An 18844-nucleotide genomic window follows, 5' to 3' on the forward strand; every position below is an offset into this window, starting at 1 on the left:
TCCGCCAAATCGGTTCGTGAGCGGGATGGCATGGAATGTCGGGCCGCATCGACCCGATGCCTGGCCCCTCAGGCAGCGGGAATGGCGCCGCCTGCTCGCCCTGCCCTCCATCATGGCGGTGGCGCTGCTGCTGCGCCTCCAGCTGCTCGATCATTCCTCGCTGTCGCTGGACGAGGCGTTCACGCGCTACTGGATCGAGCAGGGCCAGGCCTTCCTCTGGGGAGAGGGAAGGCGGATCGAGACCAATCCACCCCTCTACTACTCCCTCCTGCACATCTGGAGCGCGATCGCCGGAGGCGGGGATTCCGCGCTGCGCCTGCCCTCCGCCCTTGCTTCCGTGGCGCTCGTCGGGATGGCGGGCTGGCTGGGCCGGCAGGTGGCGGGGCCCGCCGCCGGGCTGGGCGCCGCGGCGCTGCTGGCCGTCTGGCCCCTTTGCGTCTGGCATGGCGTCGAGGCGCGGCCGGTCGCCCTGGCGCCGCTGTTCGAGGCCGCTGCGCTGCTCGGCGTCTTCCTCTGGGTGCGCCGCGTCGCGGGCGCCCCGGTGCATGGAGGCCGCGGAGCCCGGCCTCTGGCGGCGCCCTTCGCGCTGGTCGTGCTGGGCAGCGTGGCCGCGATCCACACCCATGCCACGGCCCTGTTCTTCACCGCCGCGCTCGGCGCCGCGCTTGCCGGCGCGCTGCTGTCACGCCGCGCCGCGCGGCTCGCGGACCTTGCGCCCGCGGCCGCGGCCGGCGCGGTCATCGCGGCGATCTCTGGGCCGCAGTTCCTGGTGTTCGTGGCGCAGCGCAACTCCGGCAACATCGCGTGGATCCCGCCGCTCTCGGTCTGGAAGGTGCAGAGCTTCGCGATTCCGCTCGGTCCCGGGATGGCGATGTTCGAATTGCCGGGCTGGCTGCGCGTTGCGCTGCTGGCACTGCTGCTCGGCCTCGCCGCCATCGGGGCGGCGCGCCTGCGCGACCGGGCGGCGATCACGGTGCTGCTGGCCGTGCCGATGCTCTATGTCGCCGCCCTTCTCGCGGCGAGCCTCGGGCGGCCCGTCCTGCTGCCCCGCGTCGCCGTCATCCTCCTGCTGCCGATGGCGGTCCTGGTCGCGATGGGGATACTGGCCCGGCCCGGCCTGGCCTGGCGCGCCGGAACCGGCGCGCTGGCCGCCGGTGTGCTGGCGCTCGGCCTTGGGATGCAGCTGTACCGGCCGGCCTCGGCCACATTCGCGAACACGCTCCGGCCCGACTATCGCGCCGTCGTCCGGTTCCTGCAGGACGAGGCGCGCTGCGCCGGGCCGGTCTTCACGGGCCACGCCTGGACGCTGCTCGGCTGGCCGCACTACGCGCCTGCCGAAAGGCGGCCGCTGATGGTGGTGCAGCTGCCCGAGGAGGAGGATTTCCGACGGAACCCCTTCTTCGCGCTGCACGCGCCGCGGTCCGGGATCACCTTCCTGTCGGCGGCGGAATTCGGCCGGATGGTGGAATCCCTGCCGGCCAGCGTCATCCTGGTGCAGCGCACGCCGGCGTCCTCGCCCCCGATGCGCGCGCAGATCGCGGCTTGGGAAGCACGCTTCGCGGTGGAGCGCCACGCCTTCGGTCAGGGCAACAACGAGATCGTCGTGCATTGCCTCCGCGCCCCCAACCCGGGGCGCTCGGGCGGCGGTCAATCCCGCGCCTGGACCTTCACGTAGTCGCCGGGCGCGTCGCATAGCGGCGGCAGGGCGCCGGCGCCGGGGATGCGGGCGGGGACCTGGGCCTTGTCCTGGCTGGCGATCCAGCGCTGCCAGTCGGGCCACCAGGAGCCCGAGAGTTCCGTCGCGCCCTTGAACCAGGCGTCCGGGTCGGGCGGCAGGTCCTCGCCGACCCAGTGGCTGTATTTCCCGGCCTCGGGCGGGTTCACCACGCCGGCGATGTGGCCCGATGCGGCAAGGACGAAGCGGATCTTGCCGGCATAGAGCTGCGTCGCGCGGTAGGTGCTCTTCCAGGGCGCGATGTGGTCCTCCCGCGTCGAGAGGATGTAGGTCGGCAGCTTGATCTTGCGGAGGTCGAGGGGAACGCCGTCCAGCTCGATGCCGCCGGGCTTCACCAGGTCGTTCTCCTGGTACATCCGGCGCAGGTAGAAGCTGTGCATGCGCGCGGGCATGCGCGTGCTGTCGTCGTTCCAGTAGAGCAGGTCGAAGGGGAAGGGCTCCTGCCCCAGCAGGTAGTTGTTCACCACGAAGGACCAGATCAGGTCGTTGGCGCGCAGCATGTTGAAGGTGGTCGCCATCTCCGACCCTTCGAGGAAGCCGCGCTTGTTCATCTTGTCCTCGAGGGACTGCAGCTGCTCCTCGTCGATGAAGACGCCGAGCTCGCCGGCCTCGGCGAAGTCGAGCATGGTGGTGAAGAAGGTCGCGGACTTGATGCGCGTGTCCTTCTTCGCCTGCATGTGGGCCAGGGTGCAGGCCAGAAGCGTGCCGCCGAGGCAGTAGCCGATGACGTTCACCGCCTTCTCCCCCGTCGCCTGCTCGATGGCGTCGAGCGCGGCGTAGGGGCCTTCGCGCATGTAGTCGTCGAAGCCCTTCTCGGCGAGTTTTTCGTCCGGATTGACCCAGGACACGACGAAGACGGTGTGCCCCTGCTCGACGGCCCAGCGGATGAAGCTGTTCTTGGGGCGGAGGTCGAGGATGTAGAACTTGTTGATCCAGGGCGGGATGATCAGCAGCGGGCGCTTGAAGACGCTCTCCGTCGTCGGCTGGTACTGGATCAGCTCCATCAGCGCGTTGCGGTACACCACCTTGCCCGGCGTCACCGCGATGTTCTCGCCGACCTTGAACTTGGTCTCGTCGGTCATGCGGATGCGCAGCTGGCCCTTGCCGCGCTCGAGGTCGGAAAGAAGGTTGGAGAGGCCCTTGAGCAGGTTCTCGCCGCCCGTCTCCGCCGTTCGGCGCAGCACTTCCGGATTGGTCATCAGGAAGTTGGACGGGCTCATCGCGTCCACGAACTGGCGCGTGTAGAAATCCACCTTCTGCGCCGTCTTCTGGTCGAGCCCGTCGGTGTGCTGCACCACGTTGGTGAAGAAGCGGGCGGAGAGCAGGTAGGACTGGCGGATGAAGTCGAAGACCTCGTTCTCGCGCCAGGCATCGTCCTTGAAGCGGCGGTCGGTCTTGGGCTCCTCGATGACGGATTTCGGCGCCTCTCCCATCATGCGCCGGGCGGTGTTCTGCCAGAGCGTCAGGTAGTCCTGCCAGAAGCCGATCTGCGCCTGCATCAGCCGCGCCGGATTGGTCATCAGCCGCGTCGTCATCTCCATGAAGGCGGAGCCGATGTTGAGCGGGTCCGGCCCCGGCGCGGCGGCGCCATCCGCGCCCTGGCGCTTCAGGAAGTCGGTGACGATGCGCTGCCCGCGCTCGGCCACGTCGGCCATGGTGCGGCTCACCACCGCCGGGTCGGGCAGGCGGAAGCTGGTCTTGTCCTCGGTGGTCGGGTCCTGCGACATCCGCACTCCAGCCCTCAACCTGTCCTGCCACCCGTTCGGGTGACGGCCTGTCCGTGTTACGCCGCTGCGATGCTTCCGCCCGCTTGCGGTTCGGGCTAACCCTCGCTCCTGCACGGAAAAGGGCAGCGATGATCCCGCGCGTCGAAGGCCACGGCAGACGCCAAAAGGCTAGGGTGTGGCGGGCGCTGGATCAAGCGCGCCGGGGGATGGTGCTGGCCGCCATCCTGGCGCTTCCGGCCTGCACGGAACGCATCTCGGAGCTCGATCCGCGGCCGGGGCTGTCGAACCTGTTCTTCCGGACGCATCTGGAAGGGCGGGAGCCGCCGCCCGGCCTGGACGGCGAGTGGCCGAACCTGTCGAGCGTGCCGCCCCGCCCGGAGCCGCCGAGCGCCGAGACGCGGCAGGGCCTTTCGGCCGACCTGGCGGCCGACCGGGCACGGTCGCGCACGCCGCTGGAGCCCGGCGGGGGCGCGGCCTTCCCCGCCGGCGAGGGCGCGCCGCCGGCTCCGCCCCGGCTGGCCGCCGTGCCGCCGATCCGGCTGGAGCCGGAGGCGCTGCCCGCCGCGCCGGCGGCGCAGCCCATCCCCGCCCCGCCGGCCGGAACGCCCCGGGCGCCGGAGCCGGCCGCACTGCCCTCCCCTGCCCCGCCGCCTGCGCGAGCGCCGGAGCCCACCGCCGCGCCGCCGCCCGCCCCAGCGCCGGAGTTGCTCGCGCCCGCGGTGCCGCCGCCGCCCTCCCGCGACCTGCTGGCGCCCGCCCCGCCGCCCCCGCCCTCGCGCGACCTGCTCGCGCCTCGCGGCGGCTGAGCGGGTCGGCTATCTTCCCCGCGAATCAAACGGACCGACGACGATGACCGAGGAGTTCCACCGCATCCGGCGCCTGCCGCCCTATGTCTTCGCCGAGGTGAACGGCGCGAAGGCGAAGGCGCGCGGGGCCGGCGAGGACATCGTGGACCTCGGCATGGGCAACCCGGACAGCCCGACGCCGCCGCACATCGTCGCCAAGCTGGTCGAGGCGGTGCAGGACCCCCGCACGCATCGCTATTCGATGTCGAAGGGCATCCCCGGGCTGCGCAAGGCACTCGCCGGCTACTATGCGCGCCGCTTCGGGGTGAAGCTCGACCCGGAGACGGAGGTGGTCGCCACGCTCGGCTCCAAGGAGGGACTGGCGAACCTGGCGCAGGCGATCTCCTCGCCGGGCGACACCATCCTGGTGCCGAACCCGTCCTACCCGATCCACCAGTTCGGCTTCATCATCGCGGGTGCCTCCGCGCGCTCCATCCCCTACACGCCGGACGACGCGATGCTGGCGGCGATCGATCGCGCGGTGCGGCATTCCGTGCCGAAGCCGACGGCGCTGATCGTCAACTTCCCCTCGAACCCGACGGCGCTGCTGGCCAGCCGGGAGTTCTACCGCGAGCTGGTCGCGATGGCGCGGCGGCACGAGCTCTTCATCCTGTCGGACCTCGCTTACGCCGAGCTCTATTTCGACGAGGCGAACCCCCCGCCTTCGGTGCTGGAGATCCCGGGCGCGAAGGATGTGACGGTGGAGTTCACCTCCATGTCCAAGACCTACAACATGGCCGGCTGGCGCATGGGCTTCGCGGCGGGCAATCCGCGGCTGATCTCCGCCCTGGCGCGGGTGAAGTCCTATCTCGACTACGGCGCCTTCACACCGATCCAGGTGGCGGCCGTCGCCGCGCTGAACGGGCCGCAGGACTGCGTGGCCGCGATGCGCGTGGAATACCGCAAGCGGCGCGACGTGCTGGTGAAGGGGCTGAGATCGGCCGGCTGGGACGTGCCGGCGCCGGATGGATCGATGTTCCTCTGGGCGCCGATCCCGGACCGCTTCCGGCATCTGGGCTCCGTCGGCTTTTCCAAGCTGCTGCTGGAGAAGGCGAAGGTCGCGGTGGCGCCGGGCCTCGGCTTCGGCGAGCATGGCGACGACCATGTGCGCATCGCCCTCGTCGAGAACGAGCACCGCATCCGCCAGGCGCTGCGCGGCATCCGGACCTTCCTGGCCGCCGACAATGCCGGGCCGGTGGATGGGATGGAAGTCGACGCCGCGTGAAGGCTGATGCCCTGACTGTACCGCCCGCCCCCCACCCCAACCCTCCCCCGCTCACGCGGGAGAGGGAGCCGGGCGCGCTGACGATCCCTCTCCCGCGTGAGCGGGGGAGGGTGCCCGAGCGCAGCGAGGGCGGGTGGGGGCCGCGCAACCTCGGAGACGCCGCATGACAAAACCTCTCGCCATCGGCGTCGCCGGCCTTGGCACCGTCGGCACGGGCGTGCTGGCGCTGTTGCGGGACAATGCCGAGACCGTCGCGGCGCGGGCCGGGCGGCCGATCGCGGTCACCGCGGTCTCCTCGCGCGACCGCACCAAGGATCGCGGCGTCTCGCTCTCCGGCCTGCGCTGGTACGAGGATGCGACGGCGCTCGCGGCCGATCCGAATGTGGACGTGGTCGTGGAGACGATCGGCGGCACGGAAGGCCCGGCGGCCGACCTGGTGCGCGCCGCGCTGTCCGCTGGCAAGCCGGTGGTCACCGCGAACAAGGCGCTGCTCGCCGTGCATGGCGCGGAGATCGCGCGGCTTGCCGACCGGAAGAACGTGCCGCTGATGTTCGAGGCGGCGGTCGCGGGCGGCATCCCGGCGATCAAGGCGGTGCGGGAAGGGCTGGCGGCGAACGACCTCTCGCGCGTGCTCGGCATCCTGAACGGCACCTGCAACTACATCCTGACGCAGATGCGAGAGCGCGGGCGCGAATTCGCCGAAGCGCTGAGCGAAGCGCAGAAGCTGGGCTATGCGGAGGCTGACCCGACCTTCGACGTGGACGGCATCGACGCGGCGCACAAGCTGGCGATCCTGGCGGCACTCGCCTTCGGGCGGCCGGTGGATTTCGCCTCGGTGCATGTCGAGGGGATCCGCAGCGTCTCGGCGCTGGACATCAAGCTGGCCGAGGAGCTCGGCTACCGGATCAAGCTGCTCGGCATCGCGCGGCGCACGGATGGCGGAATCGAGACGCGCGTGCATCCCTGCATGGTGCCGGTCTCGCATCCGATCGCGCGGGTGGACGGGGTGTTCAACGCCGTGGTGGCGGAGGGCGATTTCTGCGGCCGCGTGGTGCTGGAAGGGCGCGGGGCGGGCGGCGGGCCGACCGCAAGCGCGATCTGCGCGGACCTGATCGATATCGCGCGCAACCGGCGCACGCCGGTCTGGGGCGTGGCGGATGGCGCGCTTTCGGCGCTGCCCTCGATCCCGATGGAGAAGCGCGTCGGCGCCTATTACCTGCGGCTGATGGTGCTGGACCGGCCGGGCGTGATCGCCGACGTCACCGCCATCCTGCGCGACCACCATGTCAGCATGGAATCCATGCTGCAGCGCGGCCGCGCGCCGGGCGAGGCGGTGCCGGTGGTGGTGACCACGCATGACTGCGAGGAGGCGCAGATGCGCGCCGCCCTTGCGCGCATCGCGGCGCTGGAGACGGTGGTGGAAGCGCCGGCGCTGATCCGTATCGAGAACCTGCAGTAGTACCGGGAGAGACGGCCATGGCCGACAGCAGCGTGCATGTCGATCGCAACCTGGCGCTGGAGCTTGTCCGCGTGACGGAGGCGGCGGCGCTCGCCGCCTCCCGCTGGATGGGCCGAGGCGACAAGAACGCCGCGGACGGCGCGGCGGTGGAGGCGATGCGCAAGGCCTTCGACACCGTCGCCATCTCCGGCACCGTGGTGATCGGCGAGGGCGAGATGGACGAGGCGCCGATGCTCTACATCGGCGAGAAGGTCGGCATCTACGCCAAGGCCGGCGGCGGGCCGGAGGTGGACATCGCGGTGGACCCGCTGGAGGGCACCACCATCACGGCGAAGGGCGGGCCGAACGCCATGGCCTGTGTCGCGCTGGCGCAGAAGGGCGGCTTCCTGCACGCGCCCGACATCTACATGGACAAGCTCGCGGTCGGGCCCGGCCTGCCGGCGGGCGTGGTGAACATCGATGCGAGCGTCGAGGAGAACCTGCGGGAGCTGGCGAAGGCGAAGCAGCGCAGCGTGACCGACCTGGTGGTCTGCCTGCTGGATCGCGACCGCCACAAGGAGATCGTGAAGCGCTGCCGCGCGGCCGGCGCGCGGATCATGATGATCCCGGATGGCGATGTCTCGGGCGTCGTCGCCGTCTCCCAGCCGGATACGGGCGTGGACATCTACATGGGCTCGGGCGGCGCGCCGGAGGGCGTGCTGGCGGCCGCGGCGCTGCGCTGCATCGGCGGGCAGATGCAGGGGCGCCTGCTGTTCGAGAACGAGGAGCAGATCGCGCGCGGCAAGGAGATGGGCGTCACTGACCCGAACCATGTCTACACGCTGGAGGAGATGGCGAAGGGCGACGTGATGTTCGCGGCGACCGGCGTGACCACCGGCCCGATGCTGCGCGGCGTGCGGCATTTCGGATCGGGCGCGGTGACGCATTCGATCGTCATGCGCTCGAAGTCGGGCACGGTGCGGTATGTCGAGGGACATCACAACTTCGCCCTGAAGCCCAGCGCGTTCGTGGCGTGAGTCTCGCGGCGGAGCTCGATACGGACGGCCCGGTCCTCGGCGTCGCGCGCTCCGCCACGGGGCGGCGCTGGATCTGGCGCGGGGCGGAGCCGCGCATCGGGCTCGGCATCGCACAGCGGCTCGGCCTGCCGGAAATCGTCGGCCGGCTGCTGGCGGCGCGCGGCGTCGGCATCGAGGACGCGCCGCATTTCCTGGAACCGACGCTGCGCGCGCTGCTGCCCGACCCGTCCTGCCTGCGCGACATGGACCGCGCGGCGGCGCGGCTGGCCGATGCGGTGCAGCGCCAGGAAGCCGTCGCGGTGTTCGGCGACTACGACGTGGACGGCGCCTGCGCGGGCGCGCTGATGGTGCGGCTGCTGCGCGAGCTCGGCTGCCGCGTGGCACATTACGTGCCGGACCGCATCAACGAGGGCTACGGCCCGAACCCCGCCGCGATCCGCACGCTGTGCGAGCGCGGCGCGACCCTGATCGTCACGGTGGATTGCGGCATCGCGGCGGTCGAGGCGCTGGCCGCCGCGGAGGGGCGCGCGGAGGTGGTGATCCTGGACCACCACAAGGCGGAGGGCGCGCTGCCGGCGGTGCATGCGGCGGTCAATCCGAACCGGCTGGATTGCACGAGCGGGCTCAAGCACCTTTGCGCCGCGGGCGTGGCGTTCCTCGGCGCCGTCGCGCTGCAGCGGGAGTTGCGCCGGCGCGGCTTCTTCGCGGGGCGGGAGGAGCCCGACCTCAAGAACTTTCTCGATCTCGTCGCCCTGGCGACGGTGTGCGACGTGATGCCGCTGACCGGGCTGAACCGCGCGCTGGTCGCGCAAGGGTTGCGCGTGATGGCGCGGCGCGGGCGCGCGGGCATCGCTGCCCTGCTGGAGGTGGCGCAGGCGAAGGATGCGCCGAGCGCGCATACCCTCGGCTTCCTGCTCGGGCCGCGGATCAATGCGTCCGGCCGCATCGCGGAGAGCGATCTCGGCCTGAGGCTGCTGGTCGAGGACGACCCGGTCGAGGCGCGGGCGATGGCGGCGACGCTGGATGCGGTGAACCGCCGGCGGCAGGAGGTGGAGGCCGATGTGCTGACCGCCGCCTTCGAGGCGGCGCAGCGCCAGGCGGATCGCGGCCACCCCGTGCTCCTCGTCTCCGGCGAGGGCTGGCACCCCGGCGTGGTCGGCATCGTCGCGGGGCGGATCAAGGAAAAATTCAACCGGCCGGCCTGCGTGGCGGGTCTGGCGGCGGGGCTGGCCAAGGGGTCGGGGCGGTCGGTGCCGGGCGTGGATCTCGGCTCCGCGATCATCGCGGCGCGCCAGGCGGGGCTGCTGGAGACCGGCGGCGGGCATCCGATGGCGGCCGGCTTCTCCTATCGCGAGGCGCGCGGGGCGGAGGTGCAGGCCTTCCTGGACGAGCGGCTCTCCCACGCAGCGTCCCTGCCCTCCGCTGCCGATCTGACGGTGGAGGGGACGCTGGCGGTGCAGGGGGCGACGGTGGCGATGGCGCAGGATGTGGCCCGCCTCGCGCCCTTCGGCGCGGGCAACGAGGAGCCGGTCTTCGTGCTGAACCGCGCCCGCGTGGTGCGCGCCGACCGCGTGGGCAAGGAGGGGGCGGCGGTGCGCTGCTTCCTGGAAGGCGAGGGCGGCGGGCCGCGGCTGAAGGCGATCTGCTTCCGCGCCAAGGACGGGCCGCTGGCGCAGGCGCTGCTCGGCGGCGGCGTGCTGCACCTGGCGGGGCATTTGCGGGCCGAGAGCTGGAACGATTCGGTCAGCGCGGGGCTGCATGTGGTGGATGCGGCGCCGGTGGGCTGATCGTAACGGTTCGTCACGCCGGCCCGGCCGTACTTGAAGCCGGGGCCGGGGCGGGCAACATCTGCGGCATGGACGACCCGATGGCTCCTGGGCGGCGCCCGCCCGTGCTCGACATGACGCCCGAGGGCGAGTTCCGGGATGCCGCGCCGAAGCCAGCCGGTACGCTGGACCGTATCCTGGCGCGCGTCGGCGGCATCGCCGTGCTGGTCGCGCTGGCTGCCGGCGGGCTGGTGCTGGCGGCGGTCGCGATCATGTTCGCCGCGCTCGCGCTGCCGGTGCTCATCGTCGCCGCGGCGGTCGGCGCAGGCTCGATCTGGTGGCGGCTGCGCCGCGCGCGGAAGCATGGCCAGCCCGTCCACTTCGTGGTCATCCGCCGCTGACGGACCGTCCGCCTCTCTTCGAGGTGGATGAGACCAGGCTGTATGACGTCGGCCCCGCCGGCGGGGCCTGGACCGAGGCGGATGCGGGCGAGGCGCGGGCGCAGCGGCAGAGGCGGCTGCGCCGGCTGCTGGTCGCCTGCGTCGGCGTCAATGCGGGAACCTGGACGCTGGCGGGGGTGGCGCTGATGCTCGGCGGGCGGGAATGGGGCGCGGCCTTCGGGATGCTTGCGCTGGCGACGCTGCCGCTCCTGGTGCTGCCGGTGGTGGTGGAGGTTTTTGCGCGCGTGGCGGCGCGACGGCGGCATGTGAGGCGGCCGGAGCGGTTTCCTTCGTAGGGCGGGCGGGCCTCGCCTTCCGTAGCATGCGCGGCCCCCACCCCGACCCTCCCCCGTAAACGGGGGAGGGAGAGCCGGTCACGCCGCCGCGGGCAGGGCCTCGTTGGCCTCCGCCAGCAACCGGAAGCTGGCCTGGCGCGCGGTCGCGTCGTGGCAGGGGGTCAGGACCGCCACCTCGGCGGCGCCATGCGCCTCGGCCACGGCCTGCAGCTTCGCGATCACCTGCTCCGGCGCGCCGACGATCGCGCGGGCGCGCATGCGCTCTACTTGTGCCAGTTCCTCCGGGCTGTAGTCGTAGCGTTCCGCCTCCTCCACGCTCGGCAGCGGCGGGTAGATCCCGCGGTCGCGGGAGAGGCGCCACAGCTCGCGCGAGCGGAACAGGCGCCAGGCCTCGGCCTCGGTCGGCGCGGTCAGGGCGAAGACGGCGACGGCGGCGTGCGGCTCCGTGAGGCGCCCGGCCTGGCCGGGATGGGGGCGGAATCCCTGGCGGTAGAGGGCCAGCGCCTCCTCGCTGCCGCGGCCATCGGTGATGAAGTGGGCGAAGCAATAGGGCAGGCCGAGATAGGCGGCGAGTTGCGCGCCGAAATCGGAACTGCCGAGGATCCAGACCTCCGGCCGCGTCGGCCCCTCGGGCTGGGCGGAGACGCGGGCGAAAGGGTGGTTCACCGGCAGACCGTCGCCGAGCCAGCCCATCAGCTCCTGCACCTGCTGCGGGAAGCGGTCCGCGGCCTCGTTGGCGTTCGGGTTGAGGGCGAAGGCGGTGCGGCCGTCGCTGCCCGGCGCGCGGCCGACGCCGAGGTCGATGCGGCCGGGCACGATGGCTTCGAGAACCTTGAACTGCTCGGCGACCTTCAGCGCGGAATAATGCGGCAGCATCACGCCCGCCGTGCCGACCCGGATGCGCTGGGTGGTCGCAGCGATGGCACTCACAAGAATCTCGGGCGCGGTGCCGGCGTGGCTGGCGCTGTTGTGGTGCTCGGCCAGCCAGTAGCGGCGATAGCCCCAGGCGTCGGCGCGCTGCGCAAGGGCCAGCGTCTCCCGGATCGCCTCGGGCGGGGTGCGGCCGGAGGCGACGCTGGACTGGTCGAGGATGGACAGGGCGAGCTTCATGCCGGTACCTCCAGACCCGAAATTGGGGCCGGCGAACGGCCCCGTCGAGCCGGGGCCGCCGATGACCGCACAGGATGAAGGCTTCATGCGCCATGCCATCGCGCTGTCGCGCCGCGGCATGGAGGCGGGCGCGGGCGGCCCCTTCGGCGCGGTGGTGGTGGCGGAGGGCCGGGTCGTGGCGGAGGGGTGGAACCAGGTGACCTCCACCAACGACCCGACGGCCCATGCCGAGGTGGTGGCGATCCGCCGCGCCTGCGCCGCGCTCGGCCGCTTCGACCTGCGCGGCGCGGTGCTCTACACGAGCTGCGAGCCCTGCCCGATGTGCCTGGCGGCGGCCTATTGGGCGCGGCTGGACGCGGTGGTGTTCGGCAATGCGCGCGAGGACGCGGCCGCGATCGGCTTCGACGACCAGTTCCTCTACGACGAGGTGCCGAAGCCGGTGGAGGCGCGGACGCTGCCGATGCGGCGGCTGCTGGCCGCCGAGGCGCTGGACGTGTTCGGGGCCTGGGCGGGGAAGGCGGACAAGGTCGCCTACTGAGCGGCCAACGCCCGCGCTAGAGCATGCTGCGTTCACATGCGTTCACGCATCATGCTCCAGCCTTTGTTTGGCGAGCATCTTCACGCGTTCAGATGATTCCATCTGAACGCGATCTGCTCTAACGCCGCCGGCCGCCCAGAAGCCCGCCGAAGCCGCGCACCACGTCCTGCGCGATGCCCTGGACCTCGCGCGGGACCAGCGGGATCGGCACCGGGGCGGGTTCCGGCAGGCGCCCGGCCCTGCCCAGCCGGGCGAGCGTCAGCGCCGATGCGCAATCCCCGCCGGGCGGGGTGCTGCCGGTCGTGCCGCGCAGGAATTCCGCGGTGCTGCTGCGCCACAGCCGGTTCGCCACCGTGTCGCCCACCACCTGCGCCAGCGCCGCGCCGGGCTCCACCCCGACGCGCGGCGCCGCGAAGGTGCCGCCCACCGTCACCGGCGTGCGGATGGTCAGCCCCATCACGCGGATATCGGGCAGCAGACGCGCCGCCAGCGTCTCGTTCCTCAGGTTGAGGGCCAGGCTGCCATCCACGCGGCCGAACTCGCCCTCCGCCAGAAGCGCCTGGCTCTGCGCAACGCCGTCATCGGCCGAGAGGCGCAGCGCGAAGCAGCGCAGGCCGAGCCCGCCCGAAGGCGTGCCGCGCGGCAGCAGCGCGCGCGACAGGTCGGGGCCGATGGACAGCGCGGTGGCGCCGGTGAATCGGCCGCCGACCATCGCGATGCCGGCCTCGCCGGAGAGCGTCGCGGCGAGCGCCGGCAGGGTCGCGCCGCGACCGCGCAGGTCGAGCGCGAGGTCCGCATGGCCTTCGAAGGCCGCGGGGATGCCGAAGGCGCGGCGCAGCGCCACCAGGTCGAGCCCGCGGCCGCGGCTGTCGATGCGGAGCGCCGCCGCCGGTGGCGCCGCGGCGGCGTCCAGCGTGAAGCGCCCGCCCAGCACGCCGCCGGGCGAAGTGGCGACGAGCGGGTCGAGCACCAGCCTGCCATTCGCGAGCGCGACCGCCGTGGACGCGTCACGCCAGGTCACGCCGCCGACCCGCAGCGTGGCGGCGGAGAGGGTCAGCGCAGCATCCAGGCCGCGCAGCGCCTCAACGGGCAGGGCGATGTCCGGGATCAGCCGCTGCGCCGGCTGGCCGGGGCGGCGCGGCGCGTCGGCGCCGAAGGCATCGAGGTCGAGCCGGCGCATCGCGAAGCGGCCGCGCAGGCTGGGGCGGGATGCGAAGCCGATGGTCAGCTCCCCCTGCCCTTCCAGCGGCTGCGCGGTGACGGACAGCGCGGCGAGCCGCACTTCGCGCGTGGCGAGGCCGGACAGCCGCGCCGAGGCCGTGACGCCGGTGAGGCGGGGCAGCGCGACGCCGAAGGCCTGCCCGGCGCGCGCCAGGTCGGGCGTGACGAGCCGCGCCTGGAACTCCGCCGGCCCCAGCCCCGCGTCGCGCCGCACAGCGCCCGCAAGCGTCAGGCGCGACGGGCCGGCGTTGATGGTCGCCTCGACGGGCCAGGGCTCGTCCGCCGGCGCCTCCAGCATGGTGCGCAGCGAGGGCAGCGCCAGGACCAGGTTGAGCTCGGCGCCGGCCCGGCGGCCCTGCGCCGAGACGGCGACGGGATCCTCGAAGGAGGCGGCGCGCAGCTCCGCCCGCGACAGGCGCAGGCCCGCCAGGATCGGGCCGGCATCCGTCGCGCCGACCCGGACCTTGAGGTCCGACACGGTCGGGAAGGGACTGCCGGGACCGAGCTGCGCGGTGACCGCCACCGGCCCGGGCGCAAGCGGCAGCTCGCGCTCGGCGAAGCTGCGCGCGAGCCGCCGGATCGTCCCCGGCTCCGCCTTCGCGTCCAGCGCCAGCGACCAGGCAGGCTGGTCGGTGCCGCGCGGCCAGGTGCCGCGGAGGTTGAGCCGCAATCCCTGCCCCGTCACCCTGGCCGACAGCGGCAGCGCGCCATCCGCCGCCGCGCCGAGGCTTGCCTCGATCGAGAGCGCCTCGCCGTTCAGGCGGATGCGGCCGTCGAGCAGCAGGGGGTCGTCGGGATCGTCGCGGGCAAGCGTGAGGGTGTCGATCTCGATCCGGTGGAGCGGCGAGCCGGGCAGGCGGATGCGGGAGGATTCGATCTCGAGTTCCGCGATGCGGAGGCCGCCTGCCGGGGCCTCGGAGGGCGCCGCGGCGCGGTCGCGCCCGAAGATCCAGTTGGGGCGTCCCGCCGCGTCGCGTTCCAGCAGGATGTCGGCATCGGCCAGCAGAAGGCTGTGGATCTCCACCTGCCGGGACAGCAGCGGCAGCGGGGCGAGCGTCACCTCCAGGCGGCCGATGCGGGCGAAATCGGCCTCCGATCCGCCCTCGATGTTGGCTATGGTCGCATCCGACAGCGCGATGCGCGGCCGCAGCCCGAACCGCACGAAGACCTCGCCATGCGTGACCGCGCGCCCGATCGCGCGTTCCAGCGCAGCGTCGAGCTGCGCGGTGAAGGCGCCGTGCGAGATGGCGAGCTGCAGGGCCGCCGACATGCCGCCGAAGAGCAGCGCCACGCCGGCCGCGCCGAACAGGAGCAGGCGTGCCCAGCGCCTCATTGCGTCGCCGAACCGCGGCGCGGCGTGGCGGCCAGGGTCAGAGCGGCGGGGTCTTCGCCCATTCGAATCCCGACCGTGCCTGGTCGTAGCCATAGGCGTAGAGCGCGCGCATGTAGGTCGGCTCGAAGGGGGTCTCCAGCGTCTGCGTGAAGCCCTGGTCGATATAGGCCAGGTTGTAGTCGATGCCGTCGCGCTGCGCGAAGAAGTAGAGCCGCACGGCGTCGTTGAAGCCGCTCGCCGCGATCATGGTGGAGACGGCGCGGGCCGCGATGCTGATGCTGCGGCGGTCCACCGACGCCCAGTCGGAGTCCAGCCGGCCGTTGCGGATGATCCAGGCGCGCGCCGGCTGCACCCGCTGGCGACGCGCGATCGCCGCGCGGCGGGCACTGGTCACGGCGCTGGGATAGAGGAAGGCCTGCGCGAAGGTGCCGCCATCGACATGCATCTCCTGATGCGCCTCGCCGTCGATGGTCACGTCGAACATCACCGGCGGGAAGGCGCCGGGAATGGCGGCGGAGGCGAGCAGGATGCGGCGGACGGTGTCGAGGGCGCGCGGATGGCCGCTGGCCGCGATGGCGCCGACATTCCAGACGACCGGGGTCTGCGCGTCGATATCCGCGGTGCCGATCAGCAGCAGCCTGCCTTCCTGGTGGCCCTGCGCGATGGCGGCAAGCATGCGCTCGTTCAGGTAGTGGGAGATGGTCTCGAACAGCGGCGAGGTGTCCGCCAGCGCGTCGTCGAAGATCGCCGCGGTGATGCGGCGGCGGCGCAGCACGCGCTCCGGGGTGATGGAGGTGTAGACGTCGCGCAGCGGGCCGTCCCAGTCAGGGCCGAGAAAGGCGAAGGGCGCGGTCAGCGCGCCGGTGGAGACGCCGGTCGCCAGGTCGAAGACCGGCCGCGTGCCATGCTCCGTCCAGCCGTTCAGCAGTCCCGCCCCGAATGCGCCGTTCTCCCCGCCGCCGGAGACGGCGAGCAGGTTCAAGGCGGGCACCATCGCGCCCTCGGGCAGGTTCAGCGCCCGGCGGCGGCGGACGAGCGCGTCAACGACCTCCCGGTCGAATGCGGCCTGGCCCTCAGGCGTGGCGATCCGGAAGCGTTCATTGGGCAGGCCGAGGACGCGCGCGTGCCTGGACCGGTCGGCCGGCACGGCGGCGAGCCGCGGCGGGATCGCGCAGCCGGGCAGGAGCGCGGCCGAGCCGATCCCCAGCGAGACACCCAGAAGCCGGCGCCGCGAGGCATTGGAGGGGCGACGGCTGTCGGGCATGTCTGTCACCGGATGTGTGTGGGCTTGGCCATCTTCTACGTGCGCCGGCGACCCGCGGGAACCGCCGGGAGAACTGCCATGCGCTTCGGGACATGGATGGCACGCTCGGCACATCAAGGGGACGTACCGGGCGGCGCCAAGCGTGGGGTGCGCCCGGGCTATCGCGGTGCGCCGAGCAGCAGCTTCAGCTCCGCGGCCTCCGGCACGCGCCCGGAGAGCTTCACCACGCCGTCCACCGCCAGCGCCGGGGTGCGCATCACGCCCATCTGCGCCATGCGCATCGGGTCCGTCACCTTCTCCATCTCGTAGGCGAGGCCGAGTTCGCCCGCCGCCTGCTCGGCGACCTGGGCGAGCTTCTGGCACTTCGCGCAGCCGGTGCCGAGGATCTGGATCTTCACGGCGCTCTCCGCTTCACAGGACCAGGTTGAAGACATAGCCGACCAGCAGGATGCCGGCGGCGACCACGCCGACGAAGGCGGCGATCAGCTGCGGCCGCAGCACGCGGCGAAGGATCAGCACCTCCGGCAGCGACAGCGCGACGACCGACATCATGAAGGCGAGCACGGTGCCGAGGGCGGCGCCCTTGCCCAGCAGCGCCTCGACCACCGGGATCACGCCTGCGGCGTTGGAATACATCGGCACGCCGAGCAGCACGGCGAGCGGCACCGACCACCAGGCCTCCCGCCCCATGAAGGAGGCCAGCAGATCCTCCGGCATGTAGCCATGGATCCCGGCGCCGACCGCGATGCCGGCGATGATCCAGGGCCAGACCTTGCCGACGATCTCCACAACCGCGTCGCGGCCGAGGCGGATGCGGGCGGGCCAGGCGAGGGCTTCCTCCGCGAGGTCGGGGGCGGCGCGCTGGGCGAGCACCCAGGGCTCCACCCAGCGCTCGGGACGCAGCCGCCCGAGCACGACGCCGGCGCCGATGGCCACTGCAAGGCCGAGGACGAGATAGAGCGCCGCTATCTTCCAGCCGAACAGCGCGAGCAGAAGGCCGAGCGCGACCTCGTTCACCATCGGCGCCGCCACCAGGAAGGAGAAGGTCACGCCGAGCGGGACTCCTGCGGAGACGAAACCGATGAAAAGCGGCACCGCCGAGCAGGAGCAGAAGGGCGTGACGATGCCGAGCCCCGCCGCAGCCACATTGCCGACGCCCTCCCGCCGGCCCGCGAGCAGGACGCGCGTCCGCTCCGGCGAGAAGAAGCTGCGCAGGATGCCCATGGCGAAGACGACACCGGTGAGCAGCAGCAGCACTTTCGGCACGTCGTAGAGGAAGAACCACACCGCCTCGCCGAGCCGCGTGTCGCGCATCAACGGTGTCAGCCCGAAGAGCAGGTCCGCCAGCGGCACCAGGCTGGCGTAGGCGGCGATCCAGACCGGCACCGCAAGCAGCCAAAGCAGCTCGGGGTCAACGGCGGCGCGCTGGCTGCGCGGGGTCATGGCAAGGTGTTCCGCAAGGGGGCTGGCAGACGCAGCCACCATGGCGTCGCGCGCCGTGCCGGGCATTGATCCGCCGCAACCGCCTGCGGCGGCCGCGTCACACCGCGATGCGACCGAACAGCGCCGTCAGCAGCGCGAAGAGCGCGCCGCCCACCAGGAAGCCGACCAGCGTGCCGTTGATGCGGACATATTGCAGGTCCTTCCCCACGCGCAGCTCGATCTTCTCGGTCACCGTCGCGGTGTCCCAGTTGCGGACGACGCCGGCGATGAAATCGGAAAGCTGCGCGCGGGCATTGGGCAGCAGGGCTAGCAGCACGCGCTCCGCCGCGCGGTTCAGGCGCTCGCGCGCGGCCGGGTCCTCGGCGAGGACATTACCCAGGTTGCCGAGCATGCCCTCCAGCGCCTGCACCGTGCGGCCGGAGGGGTTGGCGGCGTCGGCTTCCATTGCGGCGCGCAGCCGCGCCCAGATGTCGCCGAGCCAGGCGGCGACGGCGGGATGGGACAGCGCCTCCCGCACGGCGCGGCCGATGGCGGCGGCGCGTTCGGGGTCCTGCTCCATGCGGGTGATCTCGGCGCGCACCCATTCCTCGAAGGCGCGGCGGAGGTCGGAATCGCCGGGCTCGACGCGGTCCAGCTCGTGGTTCAGGGCGCCGAGGACGCGGCGCGCGATGGCGGCGCCGGCGATCCAGCCGACCAGGCTGCCGCCCTCGGCGCGGACGCGGGCCTCGATCGCGGTCTTGAGCTGGTCCTCCTTGGCGGTCAGCACGGCCTTGAGCTGGCCGACGGCGAGGCCGAAGACCTCCTGGTGGCGGCCGCCCTCGATCAGGGCGGTGAGCGCGCGGGCGACCACCTTGGCCGAGCCCGGGCCGCCGGCGAGGCGCGGCACCAGGCGCGTGAGCAGGCGGCGCGCGCGGCCGTCCTCCAGGCTGCCCAGCACCTTCGGCATGGCGCCGGCCAGCGCCACCGCGGCGGGCCGCACGGCCTCGGGATCGGCGAGGAAGTCGCGGAGGATCTTGCCGAGGTCGAGGCGGGCGAGGACGCGGCGCACCTCGGCCTCGGTGAAGACGTGATTCGCCACGAAGCGGCCGAGGCCGCCGCCCAGGCGCTCCTTCTGGTTGGGGATGATGGCGGTGTGGGGAATGGGCAGGCCGAGGGGGTGGCGGAACAGCGCCGTGACCGCGAACCAGTCGGCGATGCCGCCGACCACGCCGGCCTTGGCGGAGGCCTGCAGCATGTCCGTCCAGTAGCCGGGCGGCAGCCAGTAGGAGCCGACCAGCAGCCCGCCCATGCCGACCAGCAGCCCGGTCGCGACGGCACGCTGGCGGGTCAGGGCCCGGCGCAGCTGCGCGTCGGGATCGGCGGGAGGGGGGAGGAGATCGGGTTCGCCGCGCATCGCCCTTCGAGTTAGGCGGCGCCGGGGGCTTTG

The 18844-nt window shown here is 72.6% G+C and carries 16 protein-coding genes; 9 read left to right on the forward strand and 7 right to left on the reverse strand.

Features of this window, described 5'->3' with window-relative positions; translation table 11 throughout:
* Positions 1–16: 16 nt before the first annotated feature.
* Positions 17–1675: a glycosyltransferase family protein gene (locus DFH01_RS26415; RefSeq protein ID WP_146217155.1), complete on the forward strand. Its 1659-nt coding sequence runs from the start codon at positions 17–19 to the stop codon at positions 1673–1675.
* Here DFH01_RS26415 and DFH01_RS26420 read toward each other — a convergent pair.
* Entirely contained in the window at positions 1648–3462 is a 1815-nt protein-coding gene (locus tag DFH01_RS26420; protein WP_199231428.1) for a PHA/PHB synthase family protein, read from the reverse strand. The two genes, DFH01_RS26415 and DFH01_RS26420, sit on opposite strands and share 28 nt — an antisense overlap.
* A 206-nt stretch (positions 3463–3668) precedes the next feature.
* Here DFH01_RS26420 and DFH01_RS26425 point away from each other — a divergent pair, with 206 nt between their 5' ends.
* The 7 genes from DFH01_RS26425 to DFH01_RS26455 all read left to right on the forward strand — a co-directional run bounded on the left by DFH01_RS26425 (position 3669) and on the right by DFH01_RS26455 (position 10509).
* Complete coding sequence (locus DFH01_RS26425; protein ID WP_109873535.1) at positions 3669–4268, forward strand: hypothetical protein; 600 nt, start codon at positions 3669–3671, stop codon at positions 4266–4268.
* 43 nt (positions 4269–4311) lie between these two features.
* Complete coding sequence (locus tag DFH01_RS26430) at positions 4312–5532, forward strand: LL-diaminopimelate aminotransferase (protein ID WP_109873536.1); 1221 nt, start codon at positions 4312–4314, stop codon at positions 5530–5532.
* Between the two features lie 163 nt (positions 5533–5695).
* Entirely contained in the window at positions 5696–6991 is a 1296-nt protein-coding gene (locus DFH01_RS26435) for a homoserine dehydrogenase (RefSeq protein WP_109873537.1), read from the forward strand.
* A 17-nt stretch (positions 6992–7008) separates the two neighbouring features.
* Positions 7009–8007 (forward strand): class II fructose-bisphosphatase, encoded by a 999-nt coding sequence (glpX, locus tag DFH01_RS26440; protein ID WP_109873538.1) that lies wholly within the window; start codon positions 7009–7011, stop codon positions 8005–8007.
* Positions 8004–9794: a single-stranded-DNA-specific exonuclease RecJ gene (gene recJ, locus DFH01_RS26445; RefSeq protein WP_109873539.1), complete on the forward strand. Its 1791-nt coding sequence runs from the start codon at positions 8004–8006 to the stop codon at positions 9792–9794. The genes glpX and recJ overlap by 4 nt, the downstream gene beginning before the upstream one ends.
* A gap of 68 nt (positions 9795–9862) precedes the next feature.
* Positions 9863–10174 carry a hypothetical protein gene (locus DFH01_RS26450; protein WP_233256306.1) on the forward strand — a complete coding sequence of 104 codons (312 nt, stop codon included), beginning with the start codon at positions 9863–9865 and terminating at the stop codon, positions 10172–10174.
* Positions 10175–10197: 23 nt separating this feature from the next.
* A complete protein-coding gene (locus tag DFH01_RS26455) occupies positions 10198–10509 on the forward strand; it encodes a hypothetical protein (protein ID WP_109873540.1) in 312 nt (103 codons plus the stop codon).
* Positions 10510–10587: 78 nt separating this feature from the next.
* On the opposite strand, the gene DFH01_RS26460 is transcribed toward DFH01_RS26455, so the two are convergent.
* Complete coding sequence (locus DFH01_RS26460; protein ID WP_109873541.1) at positions 10588–11619, reverse strand: LLM class flavin-dependent oxidoreductase; 1032 nt, start codon at positions 11617–11619, stop codon at positions 10588–10590.
* Positions 11620–11680: 61 nt separating this feature from the next.
* On the opposite strand from DFH01_RS26460, the gene DFH01_RS26465 reads away from it, so the two are divergent.
* The gene (locus tag DFH01_RS26465; RefSeq protein ID WP_109873542.1) at positions 11681–12157 is read left to right on the forward strand and encodes a nucleoside deaminase; all 477 of its coding nucleotides are present in this window, start codon (positions 11681–11683) and stop codon (positions 12155–12157) included.
* Between the two features lie 118 nt (positions 12158–12275).
* On the opposite strand, the gene DFH01_RS26470 is transcribed toward DFH01_RS26465, so the two are convergent.
* The 5 genes from DFH01_RS26470 to DFH01_RS26490 form a co-directional block, all read right to left on the reverse strand.
* Positions 12276–14711: an AsmA family protein gene (locus DFH01_RS26470; RefSeq protein ID WP_158287915.1), complete on the reverse strand. Its 2436-nt coding sequence runs from the start codon at positions 14709–14711 to the stop codon at positions 12276–12278.
* Positions 14712–14748: 37 nt separating this feature from the next.
* Positions 14749–15975, reverse strand: coding sequence for a patatin-like phospholipase family protein (locus DFH01_RS26475; RefSeq protein ID WP_109873544.1), 1227 nt, complete (start codon positions 15973–15975; stop codon positions 14749–14751).
* Positions 15976–16133: 158 nt separating this feature from the next.
* Positions 16134–16373: a thioredoxin family protein gene (locus tag DFH01_RS26480; protein WP_199231429.1), complete on the reverse strand. Its 240-nt coding sequence runs from the start codon at positions 16371–16373 to the stop codon at positions 16134–16136.
* Positions 16374–16386: 13 nt separating this feature from the next.
* Positions 16387–17418 carry a permease gene (locus DFH01_RS26485; protein WP_109873546.1) on the reverse strand — a complete coding sequence of 344 codons (1032 nt, stop codon included), beginning with the start codon at positions 17416–17418 and terminating at the stop codon, positions 16387–16389.
* Positions 17419–17515: 97 nt separating this feature from the next.
* Positions 17516–18811: a DUF445 domain-containing protein gene (locus tag DFH01_RS26490; protein ID WP_109873547.1), complete on the reverse strand. Its 1296-nt coding sequence runs from the start codon at positions 18809–18811 to the stop codon at positions 17516–17518.
* Positions 18812–18844: the final 33 nt, after the last annotated feature.

This window comes from Falsiroseomonas bella (assembly GCF_003173615.1).
GTDB lineage: Bacteria > Pseudomonadota > Alphaproteobacteria > Acetobacterales > Acetobacteraceae > Falsiroseomonas > Falsiroseomonas bella.

Bases quoted from the DNA above. Each gene is read 5' to 3' on its own strand.
- DFH01_RS26470 (WP_158287915.1), bottom strand. From the start codon at position 14,711: ATGAGGCGCTGGGCACGCCTGCTCCTGTTCGGCGCGGCCGGCGTGGCG.
- DFH01_RS26450 (WP_233256306.1), top strand. From the start codon at position 9,863: ATGGACGACCCGATGGCTCCTGGGCGGCGCCCGCCCGTGCTCGACATG.
- DFH01_RS26430 (WP_109873536.1), top strand. From the start codon at position 4,312: ATGACCGAGGAGTTCCACCGCATCCGGCGCCTGCCGCCCTATGTCTTC.
- DFH01_RS26475 (WP_109873544.1), bottom strand. From the start codon at position 15,975: ATGCCCGACAGCCGTCGCCCCTCCAATGCCTCGCGGCGCCGGCTTCTG.
- glpX (WP_109873538.1), top strand. From the start codon at position 7,009: ATGGCCGACAGCAGCGTGCATGTCGATCGCAACCTGGCGCTGGAGCTT.
- DFH01_RS26490 (WP_109873547.1), bottom strand. From the start codon at position 18,811: ATGCGCGGCGAACCCGATCTCCTCCCCCCTCCCGCCGATCCCGACGCG.
- DFH01_RS26420 (WP_199231428.1), bottom strand. From the start codon at position 3,462: ATGTCGCAGGACCCGACCACCGAGGACAAGACCAGCTTCCGCCTGCCC.
- DFH01_RS26465 (WP_109873542.1), top strand. From the start codon at position 11,681: ATGACCGCACAGGATGAAGGCTTCATGCGCCATGCCATCGCGCTGTCG.
- DFH01_RS26485 (WP_109873546.1), bottom strand. From the start codon at position 17,418: ATGACCCCGCGCAGCCAGCGCGCCGCCGTTGACCCCGAGCTGCTTTGG.
- DFH01_RS26435 (WP_109873537.1), top strand. From the start codon at position 5,696: ATGACAAAACCTCTCGCCATCGGCGTCGCCGGCCTTGGCACCGTCGGC.
- DFH01_RS26425 (WP_109873535.1), top strand. From the start codon at position 3,669: ATGGTGCTGGCCGCCATCCTGGCGCTTCCGGCCTGCACGGAACGCATC.
- DFH01_RS26460 (WP_109873541.1), bottom strand. From the start codon at position 11,619: ATGAAGCTCGCCCTGTCCATCCTCGACCAGTCCAGCGTCGCCTCCGGC.